This window comes from Chitinophaga dinghuensis, from assembly GCF_003259435.1.
In the GTDB taxonomy this organism is placed as follows: domain Bacteria; phylum Bacteroidota; class Bacteroidia; order Chitinophagales; family Chitinophagaceae; genus Chitinophaga; species Chitinophaga dinghuensis.
On the sequence record NZ_QLMA01000009.1, the window covers coordinates 357,631 to 374,027 of the forward strand.

A 16,397-nucleotide genomic window follows, 5' to 3' on the forward strand; every position below is an offset into this window, starting at 1 on the left:
TAAATCTACCAATTTTCGCTATTGAACCAAGAGGAAACTAAGTGGTTGGTGCAGCTGTCGTCTCCCGTAAAAATATATTCATTAGACAACCTGTCATGATAATAATCCTGCTGCCAAACAAATGCATGTGCAATAGTGATTTCTATCGCATCCAGGATGAAATTAATTTCGGCATCGGTCATAGTAGGATGAATGGAAAGTCTTATCCATCCGGGTTTTGCAGACATATCCCCTGCTTGTATCGCCTGCCGGATGATATACGACTGTGTCTGATCCACTTGCAACAAGTGATGGCCATAGGTTCCGGCACAAGAACAACCTCCGCGTAATTGTATACCGAACCTGTCGTTCATTAGTTTCACAAATAGATTGTAATGCACCCCTTCCACAAGGAAAGAAATCACCCCCAACCGATCTGTTACATTACCTTGCAATACATGGATAGCGCTCATATTAACGAGCCGACTGAAAATAATATCCAGCAACTCTTTCTCCCGTTTCAAGATGTTCGCTACGCCCATTTCTTCCTTTAAACGAATACACATAGCCGCTTTGATGCCCTGGATAAATGGAGGCGTACCTCCATCTTCGCGTTGTTCAATGTTAGTCATATAATCGCGTACTCCCCAGGGATTGGTATACTGTACTACGCCACCTCCTGGCTGATCGGGGATCTGATGCTGATAAAGCTGATTGTTGAAAACCAAAATACCAGGCGTTCCCGGACCACCGAGAAATTTATGAGCAGAAAAATAGATAGCATCCAGTTGTGCATGCGCTTCCTCAGGATGCATATTTATCTCACAATAAGGCGCCGCACAGGCGAAATCCACCAGACACCATCCGTCGTAAGCATGAATCAATTTGGCAATTTCATGATAAGGCGTAACAATGCCTGTAACATTGGAGCAAGCCGTTACAGCAGCAATTTTGATAGGGTGATCTTTATACTGTTCCAGTAAGAAATGTAAATGAGAGATATCCACATTCCCTTTTTCATCCATCCCTATTAGCTCCACATGGGCAATCGTTTCCAGCCAACTGATATGGTTACTGTGATGTTCCATTTGCGTCACAAATACGATAGGCCTTAGTGTATTATCAACAGGTTGACTATGAGAACTCTTCAAGCCCATTATGCGTTGTAGCTTATTAACAGCCGATGTCATACCAATACCACAGAAAAGCAAAGTATCCGCTGTACTCGCATTCACATGCTTTTTAATAATATCTTTTGCCATTTCATAAGCGGAAGACATCATACTGCCAGTAACCGTGGTATCTGTATGGGTATTGCCTATAAAAGGCAGTATATCCTGTTGTATGTATTTTTCAATCGGACTGTATCCTCTGCCAGTAGCGGTCCAGTCGCCATAAACGATGCGCTGTAACCCAAAAGGAGTAGCATAATACTGTTGATAACCAATGATATGCTGCCGGTAAACAGAGAAATAGTTTTCAAGTGAATGCAACGTTGTCTTCATAGCTACCTGGTGGTTTCTGTGGATAAAGCTGGAAAAAGTGCATGCAGAGGTTTACTATACGGCGCTTTTAATACCATCGAGGCTAATACGATCAATCCAATAAATATTAATAATACCATCAGCTGTGCCCACGATACCTTTTGAATTGGCTGTCGGTCTTTGATATCACAAACCTCCCCAGGGCAATGCTGTACCTTCTTTCGGAAGAATAAAGGGTAAAACAGGCATCCGAGGCAAATACCAAATGCTGCCTCAAAAAACAGGAAAACCAGGCAAATCAGGCAGATAATGCCGGTAATTGGGCTATATGCATTCACAATAATGAAGAAATAGAACATAGTAGCAGATAAGACAATCCCTATTATCCAGGCGAACTTCTTTTGTGGAGCGCCTACATATTCAGGCATTTGCTTCCGAACAATTAAACGTCCGAAAATCAACGTAGGCGAGAGTCGGGGACTGATCAGCACGCGGATCAGTAAATCCAGCAGAAAGAAAGTAAGGACAAATTTTACAGGAATAAAATTGCCATCGAAGAGAATAAACAATAACGAAGTATAAGTGGCAAGAAACATGATTCCTGCGGCTGCTCGGATCTCTCTTTCGTTTAGTACCCGAAGTTCGTATCCATTAACGGTTTCGCCGAATTGCATCCATTTGTTCATAGTGGGAATATTTAGTTGACGATACAAGGATACGCCAGTAACCAAATCGGAATTTCCACGGGTCTATAAACAACGCCTTAAAGTCAATGAATTGCAAGACTGCGTCAATCAGCGCTAAACCCAGTAAAAATGAATTTTTTTTCTCGACATTTAAGGAACCAAAGCGGAATATGAAACGATTTTCCCACATAAAAAGGTTTGAGCTATACGTATGGCTGGTACCGGCTTTTCTGCTGCTAAACCTCCTGATGGACGCGGTGAACGACAACAGCCGTTTCCCCGCCAGAACCATGAATGAAATCTGGCTGGTGACCTATCTGTCGGTTATCAACTATTGGCTGTTTGAATACACGCTGCCTGGGATGAGTTGGAAACGTGCTTTTCAATCGGCATTGCTGATCATTTTACACTTGTTCCTGTACACAATAGGCTTCTTTATATGGAGAATGTTGGGTATTATGTTACATATTTTCACTCCGCTGGGAAGTCCCATTCCTATTGAAGAGAGGATCGGAACATTGATGGGATATAGCTTTCAGTCTATTGTGGTATTTGGAGTGGTCAGGCATCTTTATAATTATATCAAGCTGAAACAACATTCTCAGCAACTACTGATTGCACAGCAACAGGCGGAACTGAATTACCTGAAATCTCAAACTAATCCACATTTCCTATTCAATACGCTCAATAATATTTACTCGCTGGCCAGGGATAAATCAGACCTGGCGCCAGAATCGATATTGCGGTTGTCGAAAATACTGCGTTATATGCTCTATGAAACAAGTGCGCCGTATACAGCCATTGGACAGGAACTGAAGATATTGGAAGACTATATCGCCCTGGAGAAACTGCGATATGATGAGTCGTTATCAGTGAATTTTAGTCATGATCTGGAAGACAACCAACAAGGCGTTCCTCCATTGTTACTCATTCCACTGGTGGAGAATGCCTTTAAACATGGACTCGCTGAAACCCGCGACCATCCCAGATTACATATGTTCCTGTCTGTAAAAAACAAACAACTACTTTTTACGGTGGAAAATTCTACCGGAGAACCGGTAGGAGATGGAGATTTGAAAGAAAACATCGGATTATCTAATTTACGTAGACAGCTGGCATTGTTGTATACCGATTACCAGCTGGATATACAGCCGAAAGACTACACCTTTACGGCCACCCTGAAAATTAATCTCAGTAGTCATGTCTAAGATAAAATGCATCATCATAGAAGATGAGCCATTGGCGGCGAAAGTTCTGAAGGATTATGTATCGGAAGTTCATTTTCTGCAATTGCAAGGAGTCTTCAAAGATGCGATCCTGGCAGCTGAATTCCTGATGAAGAACGAAACAGATCTCATCTTCCTGGATATTCATCTGCCTAAATTGAAGGGGATGGCTTTCCTCAGAACTTTGGCTAATCCGCCAGCAGTCATCGTTACGACGGCCTATCATCAATATGCGGTGGAGGGATTCAACCTAAATGTTACGGATTATCTTTTAAAACCATTTGAATTTGAACGCTTCTTTACCGCGGTGAATAAGGTCAATACCGATTTTAACCGGAAGTTGGCCGATCCACGGGATTTTATCTTCGTAAATGTGCAAAAACGAAAAGTGAAAATCCCGTTTGCGGAAATACTCTACATAGAAAGCCAGAAAGAGTATATCAAAATTGTGACCACTAAGGCGGAGTATCTGTCCAAAATGAGTACTACAGAGATGGAAGATCTGCTGCCAGCACATATTTTCAAACGAATCCACCGCTCTTTCATCGTATCTGTCCACCAGATTGACGCTTATACTGCCGAGATGGTGGAAATAAAAGGAATAACTATTCCGGTGGGCAGAGGATATAAGGACGTGATAGATAAATTATAATTTCGGGAGATGAAAGTCGCTCCGCATGAACGCGCTCATGCATCATCGGTCAAAGTCGACTACTTCTTCTTTCTTTGATCCATGGCTGTTTGGGCTTTCTGTTCTTTTATATGTTGGAAGAAGACAATCGGCAGCCCGGTTAATTGTATTAATTCTTCCGACATGAGCTCAATGGAAGCATATCCCAGTTTGTGGGCAATTTCACTTGTGCTTAAATCAGTGTACACCAATAGTTCCTTTACTTTATTCACACGTACTTCCATTGTATACTGACGAATTGTTTTCTCATATTTGTCGATAAACCAAAGTTCAACTTCCTCCTGGGGTGTGGATAAACGGGATTGAATATATTTTTCAGGCTGAAAGTTTTCGTCTATAGAAATATCACTTTCATAGATTTCCTCTATTAGCGTTTTTACATTCGTCAGGATATTTTCCTGTGCTGTTGAATATTGCATGTGTCCGTAGTTGCGGGTAGTTGGTGTAAGTATGTTCATGATTGCTCGTTAGGCGCCTATCAAATCAAGGCATTGCCGTTCTTTTATAGCCAATTGTTTGTATTGTGTAGGCGTGGTTCCGGTGATTTTCTTAAACTGTGTGGATAAGTGGTGAACGCTGCTAAACCCTACTTCAAAGGCTATTTCACTCAGTGACAGCTGATCGTAATCCAGCAGCTCCTTCACTTTTTCCAGGCGCTGTAGCATGAAATAACGTTCCACGGTAATACCTTCCATTTTGGAGAATACATCGCTCAGGTATCCAAAATCATAAGCCAGTTTGTTGGATACATAGCTGGATAGCTTGTATTGCTGATCATCCTGCCTTAACACCAGGTAGTCTCTGACGCATTGTTTAATACCTTCTACCAGCTGATTTACCCTGCTTTCAATAATCTCCAGCCCAATACTATACAGGCTTTCAGATAACTGTTTGTGGCGATTTGCATCCAATTCCTCCGGAAAGGATATTTTCCCCAGCGTGACCGCTGCAGCAGTGATATCCAAAGATGTCAAAATGTTTTTGACAATAAGAATGCACCGTTGGCAAACCATATTTTTAACGTGAAGTGTATAAACGAATTCCATGGCGTTTAGGAGACTAGTAGTTTCAGAAAATGAATTGAATCTTAGCACTGGTTAATAATAAAGACGATGATCACTGCTAATCGCAGGGCCATAACCAGTAATAAACCGTACAGTAATTTCCATTCTGTAGATATATTCCGGAAAGATTTAATGACTGTCTGAGCTTTTAGGAGGCTCAAACGCAATGGGGAATGGGTTTTTGAATACGTGCGTTGTTCCATCGGTTTGCATATTTAATGGAACAAAATTACGATCGCTAAACCTGGGCGACTTGAAGGAAACAGCTACTAACTTGAAGAAACTAGCTATTTAATAGTTGGGGCATGCTAGATATTCTGGAAAAAACCGAAGTGATAGAGAGGTTTGAGTGCTGCATAGGCAGAAGGTTGTGCGCCAAACATCAGGGAGAAATGGCGGGAAAAGTGCGCCGGATCTGAGAACCCGGCTTCGTAGGCGGCTTCTTTAGACGACTTTCCATCCATTAATAATGCCTGGGTGGCTACTGCTACGCGTTGCCAGATTACATATTGGCGGAGGGGCGCCCCCACCTGTTCGCGAAAGAGATGCAGGAAGCGGTGCTCCGATAAATGTACCTCTGCGGCCACAGTAGCTGCAGCAATTTTTTCATGAATGTTTTGACGTATATAATGAATCGCTTTTGTGATACGATCATCTAATGGAGGCGTAAAGGGCGTTTCCTGTAGTAAGTGATGATAAACGGTATTAGTAAGTGTCTGAAATACGCCACTATCCGTAATAAGTTCCTGTCGCGCCATTTTGAGCGCATCTATCACGGGAAGAATGTCTTTTTCCAGGTAATATTTAATGGGTTTACCCTCCAGTACTCTCTCTTGTACGAGTCGACCTGTTTGTACATCCGGCATGATACAGGTGGTTACCTGCCAACCGTCAAACTCTTTCAGACTATGCGCTACCATCGAGTCGATGAGTACGGCTTCTGCCTGTTGCCAGCCATCTCCTTCTGTCCAAACGCGAAAAGGCTTCCCATCCAGCGAACAGGTGAACTGTAGAACGGCGTGTTGATGAACCTCCGTCGGTAAATGTGGAGAGATGAGCATACTACGAGTAGAACCTAGGTACATAGCGGCTTTGGGACTATACATGCAATTTCGTATTGATGCCGCTAAAGTACCACATTTGTATATTAAGGCCAAGTTCGCAGGGTTATTATTATATAGATAATTGGAGAAAATAGAAGACCTCCATCTACCGCTTTTACGGGAACCGGGAATTATGTACATCTACCACTTCATGATGTAACAGTGAAGCCTTCATGCCATTGTAGCTTTGTGTTATCAAATCATTCAATAACCAAAAAAAAACAAAACACATGGAAACGAACAATTGCACTTGCGCAACCACCACTACAATGAGTAACGATAACTGTACTTGCGGCGATAACTGCCCTGGAAGTACCTGTACCTGCGGTTGTGGCTGTGGCGCATAAATGATCTCGCGAAGAGCGGAGATATCCGCTCTTCTTTACCAACTATTCATCTCCTTATAAATTATGTCGCTATATACCTTTTCTGCGCAAGATCCATTACCTGCTTTAAGCGCTATACCAGGTTTACACATAGAAGTATCCACTGATCTGTCTTTACTTTCAGCATTAGCGGATATTTCAGCAGGCGAAGTATTAAAACGGCTGGCGGAGCATCATCTGGCCTTCATTGCCTTTATGGATGAACAGCCGGCAGCCTTCGGCTGGATGGCGATGCATCACGCATCCATTGGCGAACTGGCCCATACGTTTACTTTGCCCACACGAAACCGGTACCTCTGGAACTTTAGAACGGTAGCGGCTTTTCGTGGAAAAGGTATCTATCCTTCATTGCTGCAGTTTATGCTTCAATATGAAGTCGATAAAGCGGATCGTTACTGGATCATTCACGCCCCTGAAAACAAAGCTTCGCTGAAAGGTATCTGTAAAGCAGGATTCCGCCATGCGGGCGATTTGTACGTGCGGCCGGATGGATTCCCCGGATGTGCAGCCACGACCCTTTCTGAAGCAGAACTCCAACTGATTGCTGCAATGGGTTTTCAACTGTCGGATGAGCCTTCATCTACTTGCTGGAACTGTAGCAGCCCTTACCTGAAAAAGAAAAGTATGACTTGCTGTTGTACAGCAGCTGGCCATTATTGTTCGGCAAATTAATTCCCAAACTTATTAACACATTTTAAACGAGGCGCCGCGTCGTACGGGTCTTCTATTGCCTGAAAGGCATTATACCTAAATAAAAAAGTATGAAAAAAAGTATATTCCTTCTCCCGATATTTTCACTCTTCTCCTTTACTATGCAGGCACAAAGTATCCTGGGTAAAGTGAACGATGAGAAAGGTACTCCTCTCACAGGCGCTACAGTGGCCCTCCTAAAAGTAAAAGATAGCTCTCTGGTAAAGCTCGGACTTACACAGGATGGAGGCTTTACCTTTCAGGATGCGCCGCAGGATAGCTTATTTGTTATGATCAGCTATATAGGTTTTGAGAAAACAAATTCTTCCGCTTTTTATTTCTCTGGAAAAACAATCCATCTTCCTACACTACAATTACGCCCTGGTAGCAATAATCTCAAAGGGGTGGGCATTACCGCACGCAAACCAATGGTGGAAGTGAAACCCGATAAAACAGTGTTGAATGTAGAAGGTACTATCAATGCCACAGGATCAGATGCCCTGGAGCTGCTCCGTAAATCGCCCGGCGTAGTGGTAGACAAAGATGATCATCTGACATTAAACGGTAAGAATGGAGTAATGATTTACATTGACGGACGGCCGTCTCCCCTTAGTGCGCAAGACCTGAGCAATTATCTGAAAACGCTTTCTTCTGCTCAGATAGAAGCGATTGAAATGATCAGTAACCCCTCTGTGCAATTTGAAGCTGCCGGAACAGCGGGAATTATCAATATCCGACTCCGAAAGAATAAATCCACAGGATGGAATGGCAGCGTCTCCGCAGGAACTAGTATTAGTCGCAATGCCAGAACAGATGAAGGTTTTTCTATCAACTATCGCAATGAAAAGCTCAATGCATTTGGTTCCTATAATGCCGCATTTGGAAGTACAGATATGGATTTTAACCTCTATCGCACAGTGAAGGATACTGCTTTTGATCAGAAAAGTGCTATTCGCTTTAATAACCGTAGCCATAGTTTCAAAACAGGGCTTGATTATAGCCTCAGCAATCAACAATCTATCGGCCTGCTGGTGAATGGTAGCTTCACTTCGCCTACGCTCGATAATCATAGTTATACCCCCATTATCTATGCGCCAACAGGCAACGTGGTACGCGTACTGGATGCAAATAACAATGATGAGATGAAGAATAACAATATCAACATCAACGGAAACTATGCTTATAAAGACAGCGCTGGTCGGACGCTCATTGTAAATGCAGATTATGGTTATTACACATTGAACTCCACTCAATGGCAACCCAACACCTACCTGCAACCTCAGGAGAAGACTATTATGAGCACACAAAATTATCTCATTGAAAGTCCTACTCACATTGATATTTATTCCCTGAAAGCAGATTATGAACAACAACTTGGAAAAGGTCGTTTAGGCATCGGCGGTAAGTTTGGATATGTGAAAACGGATAATACTTTCAATCAGTATATCGACGCCAATGGAAAGATGACATTCGATGAAGCAGCCAGTAATTTTTTCAGATATAAAGAGAATGTAAATGCGCTCTATGCCAAATATTCCCTTGACTTTAAAGGGTTTTCGCTACAAGGAGGCGTTCGCGCAGAAAACACGGAGGTAAAAGGAGCATTAACGGGTAACACAAAAATGGAAAATGAAGCGCAGTCATTTCAGAAAAGTTATCTCGACTTCTTCCCAAATGTTGCAGTAACATTAGCGCCTAAGACCAATAATCAATTTGTGCTGGGTTATAGTCGCCGTATTGACCGTCCGGTGTACAAAGACCTGAACCCATTTGAGTACCGGATCAATGAATACACTTTCCACAAAGGGAGTACAGATATACGTCCGCAGTACAGCAATACGATTAGTCTGACGCATACCTATAAATTCCGCTTAAACACTACCCTTAGCTACAGCCACGTAAAAGATGTATTTGGACAGGTAGTAGATACTGCAGACGGAGTAAAAGGTTATCTCTCTAATCGCAATCTGGCAGCACAGGATATAACGAGTCTAAATATCAGCTATCCTTTTCAATACAAACAATATAGTCTCTTTGCGAATGTGAATAGCTACTATTCCAAGTACAGCGCTTCTTACGGTGAAGGCAGAGACTTGCGTCTGGATCAGTATGGCGCGAATATATTTCTGCAGAACAGCATGCGTTTTGGTAAAGGTTGGACGGGAGAAGCCAGCGTATTTTACACGACTCCTTCTATCTGGCAAGGCAGTATGAAAGCGGCTGCTATGTGGAGTGCAGATGCCGGTGTTCAAAAACAACTGTTGCAAGGAAAAGCGACGGTGAAGCTGGCTGTCAGTGACTTGTTCAATACCTTGAAATGGAGTGCGAATTCAGATTTCGCCGGACAGAAAATATGGGTTTCCGGTAAACAGGAAACCAGACAGTTTAAAGTATCATTTACTTATCGTTTTGGAAACAGCCAGGTGAAAGCCGCTAAGCAAGTGCAAAGTGGTACCGAAGAAGAGAATAAACGCGTACAAAGTAATGGATTAGGAAACTAATGTTCCTGCCCGATGGGGAGGAATGACGAAAGGAAAAATGGCATTGGCGTCGTAGGCGTCAATGCTTTTTTATACAAGTTCTTTGTATGGCAGACTTTGTGCGGATATATGTTGTAGGGAGATGAATAGTCCTTGAAATGAGAAAGCCCCCAGATCTTGCGACCTGAGGGCTTAAAGCTTGCGGAAGAGAAGGGATTCGAACCCTTGATAGGCTTTCACCTATACACACTTTCCAGGCGTGCCAGTTCAACCACTCCTGCACTCTTCCGAGACTATCTTTAAAACTGTAACGGATGTTGGTTGAGTTTTCCGTTTCAGGGTTGCAAAGATAATCCTTTATTCAATATTTCCAAGATTTTTTTATTTATTGTCATAAAGTTTCCAGATTACTCCGCCAATAAGCCCGCCAATAATGGGTCCTACGATAAATACCCAAAGATTTGCCAGTGCTGCACCACCTACAAAAATGGCTGGTCCGATACTACGGGCGGGGTTTACAGATACCCCTGTTACTGGAATGCCTACAATGTGAATCATGGTGAGGGCAAGACCTATTGCTACCCCTGCGAAAGCGCCATTACCCGTGTTTTTGCTGGTACTGCCATGCACTACAATGAGGAATATAGCTGTAAGTACAATTTCAGCGATCATACCGCTCATGAGTGGATATTTGTCTGGAGAACCATCTCCTACACCGTTTTGTCCCAGCCCATTGGCTGCGAGACTGTAATCTGCTTTACCAGAAGCAATGAGATAGAGAATTCCGGAAGCTACAATCGCTCCAAGTATCTGGGCAATAATGTACCCTACTGCATCCTTTCCTGAGATTTTCCCAAACGCCAGCATAGAAATAGTAATAGCCGGATTAATATGACATCCGGATATATATCCGATGGCATACACCATAGCCAGTACGCTAATACCAAATGCGAAAGCTATCCCAAGAAAACCCACATGTGCTCCCGCTAAAACTGCACTCCCTGTACCAATAAACACTAGTACAAAGGTGCCAAAGAATTCGGCAATACATTTTTGTGAAAGAGAAACATTCATACAGCAATCATTTAGAGGTTAGTAAAGATTTTTTGGGGTATAGGGTTAGCTTCTCTTCTATAAATATATTGCAAATTGATGAACATAAAAAAACGGGAAGCATCTTTCGAATACTTCCCGCAATACTTTGTTATTGGCCGATCTTAATAAACTTCAGAGAGTGTCAGTTCTCCGCGTAATGGCGTCTCCATCATTTTCTTACTTTCTTCCAATGTCAATCCCTGACCTAATACAAACATCAGTTTTGTAACAGCGGCTTCAAAGGTAAGATCATGGCCACTTACAACGCCCATGTCTAATAAGTGCTGACTGGTTTCATACTTCCCTAATTCTACACTACCGCCATCACACTGCGTAATATCCAATACCAATGCACCGGAATCAGATACCCGCTTAATACAATCTGTAAACCAGGTTTGGGTGGTGGTATTACCACTTCCGAATGTTTCCAGGATAACACCTTTCAGTCCGGGAATATTCAGTGTAGCTTCTACTGCCCGACGGGTAATACCAGGGAACAGTTTCAGTACAGTGATATTCGTTTCCAGTTCCTTATGTACTTTCAGATGTTTTGCTGGTGTAGGAAGGATAAACTGTGTTTTATATTTTATGTCGATGCCAGCTTCAGCGAGCGGCGGATAATTCATCGTATAAAACGCTTCGAACTTCTCTGCGTTATACTTCTTCGAACGATTACCTCTGAAAAGAGAGAAGTCGAAATATATGCAGACTTCCGGTACCATGGCTACATTGCTGCCATTATGCTTGGCACAGGCAATCTCCATGGCTGTAATGATATTTTCCTTTGCATCTGTACGGATCTTACCGATAGGTAGCTGAGAACCGGTAAGGATCACCGGTTTGGAGAGATTCTCTAACATGAAGCTCAGTGCTGACGCTGTAAAGGACATCGTATCTGATCCATGAAGAATAACAAATCCATCATATCTGTCATACCGATCCTCAATAATACTGGCTAGTTCTACCCAGATTTCAGGTTGCATGTCTGAGGAGTCAATAGGAGGATTAAAAGCATAGACATAAAAGTCTATTCCCATCCTGTAGAGTTCAGGTAAATTGTTTCTGATCTCATTAAATCCAATCGGGCGAAGGGCTTTGGTCTTATCATCATAGATCATACCTACTGTTCCACCCGTGTAAATAATCAATATCTTACTCATTGTTCTAGTCTGCCAGTTGCATGCAAAGTTATCTTTTAAAAGGTTAGAGCATTTTGAATAATTTCAGTGCATTACTGCTGGTAATGGCAGCTACATCTTCGATTTTTAGATTTTTTACATCTGCGACCTTTTCGCCAATCAATGGGATATAACTACTTTCATTACGCTTTCCCCGGTAAGGTACGGGCGCCAGGTAAGGTGCATCCGTTTCCAGTACAATATGCTGCATGTCTATGGCCTCTATAATCTTGTCCAGCCCGGATTTCTTAAAGGTGACTACACCGCCTATTCCCAGGTAAAACCCAAGGTCTATGATCTCTTTGGCTTCTTCCAGGGTGCCGCTGAAGCAATGAAATACACCGCTCAAATTCCCGTTCTGTAAGGCTTTTACTTCATCTATACATTCCCTGGTGGATTCGCGGCTATGGATGGCCACTGGCAACTGATGCTCTCTGGCCAGCAGCAACTGCTCCTGGAATACCTGGTATTGCTGGGTGAGATAGGTCTTATCCCAGTAAAAATCCAGCCCTATTTCCCCGATAGCTTTGAATGAATGCTGTTGTAACCAAGCTTTTACCAGCTCCAGTTGGGTGCTCACGTCTTCCTTCACATAACAGGGATGTATACCTATCATAGGAAAACAGTTGCCAGGATACTGTTTCTCCAGCTCCAGCATGCCCTCAATGGAATCTTCATCTATATTGGGCAGAAACAGCTTCTCAACGCCATGGGCCAACGCACGGGCTATCATCTCCTGCCTGTCGGCAGCAAATTCCTCAGAATACAAGTGCGCATGGGTATCGATCCAAAACATAATATTATTTTTAATATAAAATCCTATCTTTAGGGAGTACAAAGGTACAGCCTGAAAAACCTAATTGCTAAAAATCTATAACTATGAAAAGCTATTTCTGCACTAATCGTGTGCTGGCGTGGACATTCAGCGGTCTTGCTGTTGCGGCCCTCTTTTTCGCTTGTAAAAAAGATGCTGGTACTAAAAATCCAGATGAGGCTTCTAACCAAAATGATAACAAAATAATGCTGGCTGCTACTCATCAGGGGCAGGTAGACGTTTATTATGCAGACGTCTTTTCTGAAGTCAATGAGGCTGCCAAACAGCAAGGAATTCAAACCGTAGCCCGTCAATCCAATGGAGACGGCGCATTACAGGCTACTAATTCCTGTCCTTCATGGGGTATAGATAATGTAGGTCCGGGCTGGCCTAAAACAGTGACCATTAACTTTGGTACCTCTTGCGCCAATCCCCTCACAGGTCGTGTACGTTCCGGTGTGATCACTGCAGTATACAGCGGCCTGCTCTTTGTAGCTGGTTCTACTGTCACTGTAACTTTCGATAACTATAAAGTGAACGGCTTACCGGTAACCGGTAAAATCATCTATACGGTGAATAGCTATAGCACTGATGCTAAAGGCGGTATCAGCTTTACTCAACGTATCATCGATGGTGGTATTAAACTGAATGATTCAGTGAATATCGTGTATAACCACACCAAGACCGTTACACAAACTGCCGGCGGAGCTACTCCGTTTAATCCTGGTGATGATGAATTCGATACCAACGGCGCGGGTAATATGGACTATAAAGATGCTGCGGGTAAAACTACCGCTACAGTGGCACTTTCTACGCCTATTCCACTGCACACTGCCTGGAGCTGCCAATATATTACCAAAGGTCAGTTGAAAGCGGTACTCAACAATCTGTCGGCGGTAATCGACTACGGCAACGGCACTTGCGACAATATCGCTACTATCACAGTGGGTGATAAGTCTAAGCAGATCACTTTGTAATTTAGCATACCATATAACGGATAGAACAATAACGGCAGCCACTTTTAGGCTGCCGCTTATTTTTTACAAGGCTCTTAATTCAAATTTCTGCTTCTTACAGAATTCCAGTACTCTGGGAAGTGCGTAGGAAAGCCGCTCCCAGGCTTTAGTACTATCATGGAAAACGACGATGGCGCCGGGTTTTAACTTGAAAACCACATTCTGTACGCAAGCCTCCCCGTTTATATCGGTATCAAAATCGCCACTGAGCAAATCCCACATAATTATTTTAGCCCCAGGAATCTGCTTTTTCAACATACGTATCTGGAAAGGTGTTATCCTCCCATATGGAGGACGGAATAAAGGCGAGTCAATATATTCCCTCGCCAGCATCACATTCTCAATGTATTTCTCCGTACTGGTTTTCCAGCCGTTGACATGATTGTGGGTATGATTGCCGATACTATGGCCTTCTTCCAGAATGCGCTGATAAATTTCAGGATAAGCAATAACATTTTTACCAATACAGAAGAAGGTGCCTTTGGCGCCATATTTCTTTAGCTGGTCTAACACGAAGGGGGTTGCTTCAGGATGTGGTCCATCATCAAAAGTGAGATAAACAGCATTCGTACTGGCAGGCATATCCCAGATACAACTGCTGTATATTGCTTTGATTATTCCAGGTGTTTTGGTAAGATAGAACATGTGTCAGGCAGCGTTTGAAGCTCTGCTCCTGCAAGATAAGCAATGATCTTTTTGGGATGACAGAATTAAAAAATTTTAATCCGGACAACTATAATGCTGGTAGCCAAATGGTAAAACCTTAACTTTGTCATCTATGAATAACAGGAAAGTAAGAGTGCGTTTTGCGCCCAGTCCTACTGGTGGCTTACATCTCGGAGGTGTGCGCACCGTTTTGTTCAATTACTTGTTTGCAAAGCATCACAAGGGAGAATTTGTGCTGCGTATCGAAGATACTGACCAGACCCGTTATGTTGCGGGTGCGGAGGAATATATCAATGAATGCCTTCGCTGGTGTGGGCTGGAACCGGATGAAAGTCCTTCAAAAGGCGGCCCTTATGCCCCTTACCGCCAGAGTGAACGTAAAGCATCATACCGCCAATACGCAGAGAAGCTGGTAGCTTCCGGCCATGCATACTATGCATTTGATACCCCGGAAGAATTGGAAGAAATGCGCGTTAGGCTGAAAACGCCCGAAAACCCAGCCCCTCAGTACAACCACATTGTACGTGAGAAAATGAAGAATTCACTTACCCTACAGGATAGCGAAGTACAAGACCTGTTGGCTAAAAATACGCCACACGTTATCCGTATCAAAATGCCGGAAAATGATACCCTCATTTTCACGGACATGATCAGAGGCGAAGTGTCCTTCAATACCGGCATGGTAGACGATAAAGTACTGCTTAAAGCAGATGGTATGCCTACCTATCACCTCGCAGTAGTGGTAGACGACTATCTCATGAAAATAACCCATGCTTTCCGTGGTGAAGAATGGCTGCCTTCCGCTCCCGTTCATATCCTCCTCTGGAAACACCTGGGTTGGGAGTCCGAAATGCCTGAATGGGCGCATCTCCCACTGATCCTCAAACCAGATGGTAACGGTAAACTGAGCAAACGCGATGGCGACAGACTCGGATTCCCGGTATATGCCATGAACTGGTCAGATCCCCGCAGCGGCGAATTCACCAAAGGTTTCCGCGAACTGGGCTTCCTGCCAGAAGCATTCATCAACATGCTGGTAATGCTCGGATGGAACGATGGCTCCGAACAGGAAATCTTCTCTATGGAAGAACTGATCGCCAAGTTCTCTATGGACCGCGTTCATAAAGCCGGCGCGAAATTCGATTTCGAAAAAGCAAAATGGTTCAACCACCAATATATCCATCATAAGGATAACGAAAGCCTGGCAGCCCTCCTCCAGCCTATGCTGGCAGAAAAGGATGTTCACGCCGGACTGGAATTCGTAGCACAGGTAGCTGGTCTCGTAAAAGAACGCCTCTACGTACTCTCCGAATTCTGGGAACACAGCTTCTTCTTCTTCGAACGCCCGAAATCATATGATACCGGCGCCGTAGTACCAAAATGGAATGAAGCAAAAGAGAAATTCTTCACAACCTGGTTGCCTAAACTAGACAAACTGCCTAAACAACCAGGCGCCGCTGAACTAGAAGCCAGCTTCAAAGAACTGGCCGCCGAAATGCAAATCAAAGTAGGAGAACTGCAACTGCCTTTCCGTATTATGCTGACTGGCGGTAAATTCGGCCCTCCTGTATTCGATATTGCATCTACACTGGGCGTAACCGAAACACAAAAACGTATAGCCATCGGCGTGGATACCTACCGTAAAGCGGCCGATACTACCAACGCATAACTGATTGCAGGTGAAATTCTCCTGCCTGTCAGCCCTGCACAGTGGCAGGGATCATAAAAAAAGGATTGACATCTCTGGACTGCTCCCCAAAAGTTGGATAAAAAAATTAAGTATTTTGGAACTGAGCTCGGTATTTTACCGGGCTCATTCCATTTAGATTTAGTCTGATT

General features: G+C 43.4%; 15 protein-coding genes and 1 tRNA gene. 6 read left to right on the plus strand and 10 right to left on the minus strand.

Translation table 11 applies throughout. The features are described 5' to 3' along the window. Window positions 1-5: 5 nt before the first annotated feature. Both CLV59_RS25070 and CLV59_RS25075 read right to left on the minus strand, forming a co-directional pair. Window positions 6-1,484 (minus strand): aminotransferase class V-fold PLP-dependent enzyme, encoded by a 1,479-nt coding sequence (locus tag CLV59_RS25070; RefSeq protein ID WP_111594845.1) that lies wholly within the window; start codon window positions 1,482-1,484, stop codon window positions 6-8. Window positions 1,485-1,486: 2 nt separating this feature from the next. Then, window positions 1,487-2,149, minus strand: a complete 663-nt coding sequence (locus CLV59_RS25075; protein WP_111594846.1) for a DUF4395 domain-containing protein — start codon at window positions 2,147-2,149, stop codon at window positions 1,487-1,489. Between the two features lie 170 nt (window positions 2,150-2,319). Here CLV59_RS25075 and CLV59_RS25080 point away from each other — a divergent pair, with 170 nt between their 5' ends. Together CLV59_RS25080 and CLV59_RS25085 are read left to right on the plus strand one after the other, a co-directional pair. After that, window positions 2,320-3,357, plus strand: a complete 1,038-nt coding sequence (locus tag CLV59_RS25080; protein WP_111594847.1) for a sensor histidine kinase — start codon at window positions 2,320-2,322, stop codon at window positions 3,355-3,357. Continuing rightward, a complete protein-coding gene (locus CLV59_RS25085; protein WP_111594848.1) occupies window positions 3,350-4,027 on the plus strand; it encodes a LytR/AlgR family response regulator transcription factor in 678 nt (225 codons plus the stop codon). The genes CLV59_RS25080 and CLV59_RS25085 overlap by 8 nt, the downstream gene beginning before the upstream one ends. A gap of 59 nt (window positions 4,028-4,086) precedes the next feature. On the opposite strand, the gene CLV59_RS25090 is transcribed toward CLV59_RS25085, so the two are convergent. The 3 genes from CLV59_RS25090 to CLV59_RS25100 all read right to left on the minus strand — a co-directional run bounded on the left by CLV59_RS25090 (window position 4,087) and on the right by CLV59_RS25100 (window position 6,236). Then, the gene (locus tag CLV59_RS25090) at window positions 4,087-4,524 is read right to left on the minus strand and encodes a helix-turn-helix domain-containing protein (RefSeq protein WP_111594849.1); all 438 of its coding nucleotides are present in this window, start codon (window positions 4,522-4,524) and stop codon (window positions 4,087-4,089) included. Window positions 4,525-4,533: 9 nt separating this feature from the next. Further along, the gene (locus CLV59_RS25095; RefSeq protein WP_170137919.1) at window positions 4,534-5,031 is read right to left on the minus strand and encodes a helix-turn-helix domain-containing protein; all 498 of its coding nucleotides are present in this window, start codon (window positions 5,029-5,031) and stop codon (window positions 4,534-4,536) included. A 407-nt stretch (window positions 5,032-5,438) separates the two neighbouring features. Next, on the minus strand, window positions 5,439-6,236 hold the full coding sequence (locus CLV59_RS25100; RefSeq protein WP_170137920.1) for an AraC family transcriptional regulator: 798 nt from the start codon (window positions 6,234-6,236) through the stop codon (window positions 5,439-5,441). 407 nt (window positions 6,237-6,643) lie between these two features. Between CLV59_RS25100 and CLV59_RS25105 the strand changes: the two genes are divergently transcribed. Both CLV59_RS25105 and CLV59_RS25110 read left to right on the plus strand, forming a co-directional pair. Beyond that, window positions 6,644-7,291, plus strand: a complete 648-nt coding sequence (locus CLV59_RS25105; protein WP_111594852.1) for an N-acetyltransferase — start codon at window positions 6,644-6,646, stop codon at window positions 7,289-7,291. An 89-nt stretch (window positions 7,292-7,380) separates the two neighbouring features. Beyond that, window positions 7,381-9,810, plus strand: coding sequence for an outer membrane beta-barrel family protein (locus tag CLV59_RS25110; RefSeq protein ID WP_111594853.1), 2,430 nt, complete (start codon window positions 7,381-7,383; stop codon window positions 9,808-9,810). A gap of 181 nt (window positions 9,811-9,991) precedes the next feature. Here CLV59_RS25110 and CLV59_RS25115 read toward each other — a convergent pair. From CLV59_RS25115 to CLV59_RS25130, 4 genes are all read right to left on the minus strand, one after another. Further along, a tRNA-Ser gene (locus tag CLV59_RS25115) sits at window positions 9,992-10,078 on the minus strand. Window positions 10,079-10,170: 92 nt separating this feature from the next. Beyond that, complete coding sequence (gene aqpZ / locus CLV59_RS25120; protein ID WP_111594854.1) at window positions 10,171-10,863, minus strand: aquaporin Z; 693 nt, start codon at window positions 10,861-10,863, stop codon at window positions 10,171-10,173. A 143-nt stretch (window positions 10,864-11,006) separates the two neighbouring features. Then, window positions 11,007-12,044 (minus strand): asparaginase, encoded by a 1,038-nt coding sequence (locus CLV59_RS25125; RefSeq protein WP_111594855.1) that lies wholly within the window; start codon window positions 12,042-12,044, stop codon window positions 11,007-11,009. Window positions 12,045-12,087: 43 nt separating this feature from the next. Next, the gene (locus CLV59_RS25130) at window positions 12,088-12,858 is read right to left on the minus strand and encodes a TatD family hydrolase (RefSeq protein ID WP_111594856.1); all 771 of its coding nucleotides are present in this window, start codon (window positions 12,856-12,858) and stop codon (window positions 12,088-12,090) included. 83 nt (window positions 12,859-12,941) lie between these two features. On the opposite strand from CLV59_RS25130, the gene CLV59_RS25135 reads away from it, so the two are divergent. Next, a complete protein-coding gene (locus tag CLV59_RS25135) occupies window positions 12,942-13,853 on the plus strand; it encodes a hypothetical protein (protein ID WP_111594857.1) in 912 nt (303 codons plus the stop codon). 63 nt (window positions 13,854-13,916) lie between these two features. On the opposite strand, the gene CLV59_RS25140 is transcribed toward CLV59_RS25135, so the two are convergent. Beyond that, a complete protein-coding gene (locus CLV59_RS25140; RefSeq protein WP_111594858.1) occupies window positions 13,917-14,537 on the minus strand; it encodes a polysaccharide deacetylase family protein in 621 nt (206 codons plus the stop codon). Between the two features lie 133 nt (window positions 14,538-14,670). Here CLV59_RS25140 and gltX point away from each other — a divergent pair, with 133 nt between their 5' ends. Next, the gene (gene gltX / locus CLV59_RS25145; RefSeq protein WP_111594859.1) at window positions 14,671-16,227 is read left to right on the plus strand and encodes a glutamate--tRNA ligase; all 1,557 of its coding nucleotides are present in this window, start codon (window positions 14,671-14,673) and stop codon (window positions 16,225-16,227) included. The last annotated feature ends 170 nt before the right edge of the window (window positions 16,228-16,397 follow it).

What these genes read in the sequence shown, in the direction of transcription:
- CLV59_RS25105 (WP_111594852.1), top strand. Translation starts at nt 6,644, where the DNA reads ATGTCGCTATATACCTTTTCTGCGCAAGATCCATTACCTGCTTTAAGC.
- CLV59_RS25085 (WP_111594848.1), top strand. Translation starts at nt 3,350, where the DNA reads ATGTCTAAGATAAAATGCATCATCATAGAAGATGAGCCATTGGCGGCG.
- CLV59_RS25110 (WP_111594853.1), top strand. Translation starts at nt 7,381, where the DNA reads ATGAAAAAAAGTATATTCCTTCTCCCGATATTTTCACTCTTCTCCTTT.
- gltX (WP_111594859.1), top strand. Translation starts at nt 14,671, where the DNA reads ATGAATAACAGGAAAGTAAGAGTGCGTTTTGCGCCCAGTCCTACTGGT.
- CLV59_RS25130 (WP_111594856.1), bottom strand. Translation starts at nt 12,858, where the DNA reads ATGTTTTGGATCGATACCCATGCGCACTTGTATTCTGAGGAATTTGCT.
- CLV59_RS25075 (WP_111594846.1), bottom strand. Translation starts at nt 2,149, where the DNA reads ATGAACAAATGGATGCAATTCGGCGAAACCGTTAATGGATACGAACTT.
- CLV59_RS25135 (WP_111594857.1), top strand. Translation starts at nt 12,942, where the DNA reads ATGAAAAGCTATTTCTGCACTAATCGTGTGCTGGCGTGGACATTCAGC.
- CLV59_RS25100 (WP_170137920.1), bottom strand. Translation starts at nt 6,236, where the DNA reads ATGTATAGTCCCAAAGCCGCTATGTACCTAGGTTCTACTCGTAGTATG.
- CLV59_RS25080 (WP_111594847.1), top strand. Translation starts at nt 2,320, where the DNA reads ATGAAACGATTTTCCCACATAAAAAGGTTTGAGCTATACGTATGGCTG.
- CLV59_RS25070 (WP_111594845.1), bottom strand. Translation starts at nt 1,484, where the DNA reads ATGAAGACAACGTTGCATTCACTTGAAAACTATTTCTCTGTTTACCGG.
- CLV59_RS25090 (WP_111594849.1), bottom strand. Translation starts at nt 4,524, where the DNA reads ATGAACATACTTACACCAACTACCCGCAACTACGGACACATGCAATAT.
- CLV59_RS25140 (WP_111594858.1), bottom strand. Translation starts at nt 14,537, where the DNA reads ATGTTCTATCTTACCAAAACACCTGGAATAATCAAAGCAATATACAGC.
- CLV59_RS25125 (WP_111594855.1), bottom strand. Translation starts at nt 12,044, where the DNA reads ATGAGTAAGATATTGATTATTTACACGGGTGGAACAGTAGGTATGATC.
- aqpZ (WP_111594854.1), bottom strand. Translation starts at nt 10,863, where the DNA reads ATGAATGTTTCTCTTTCACAAAAATGTATTGCCGAATTCTTTGGCACC.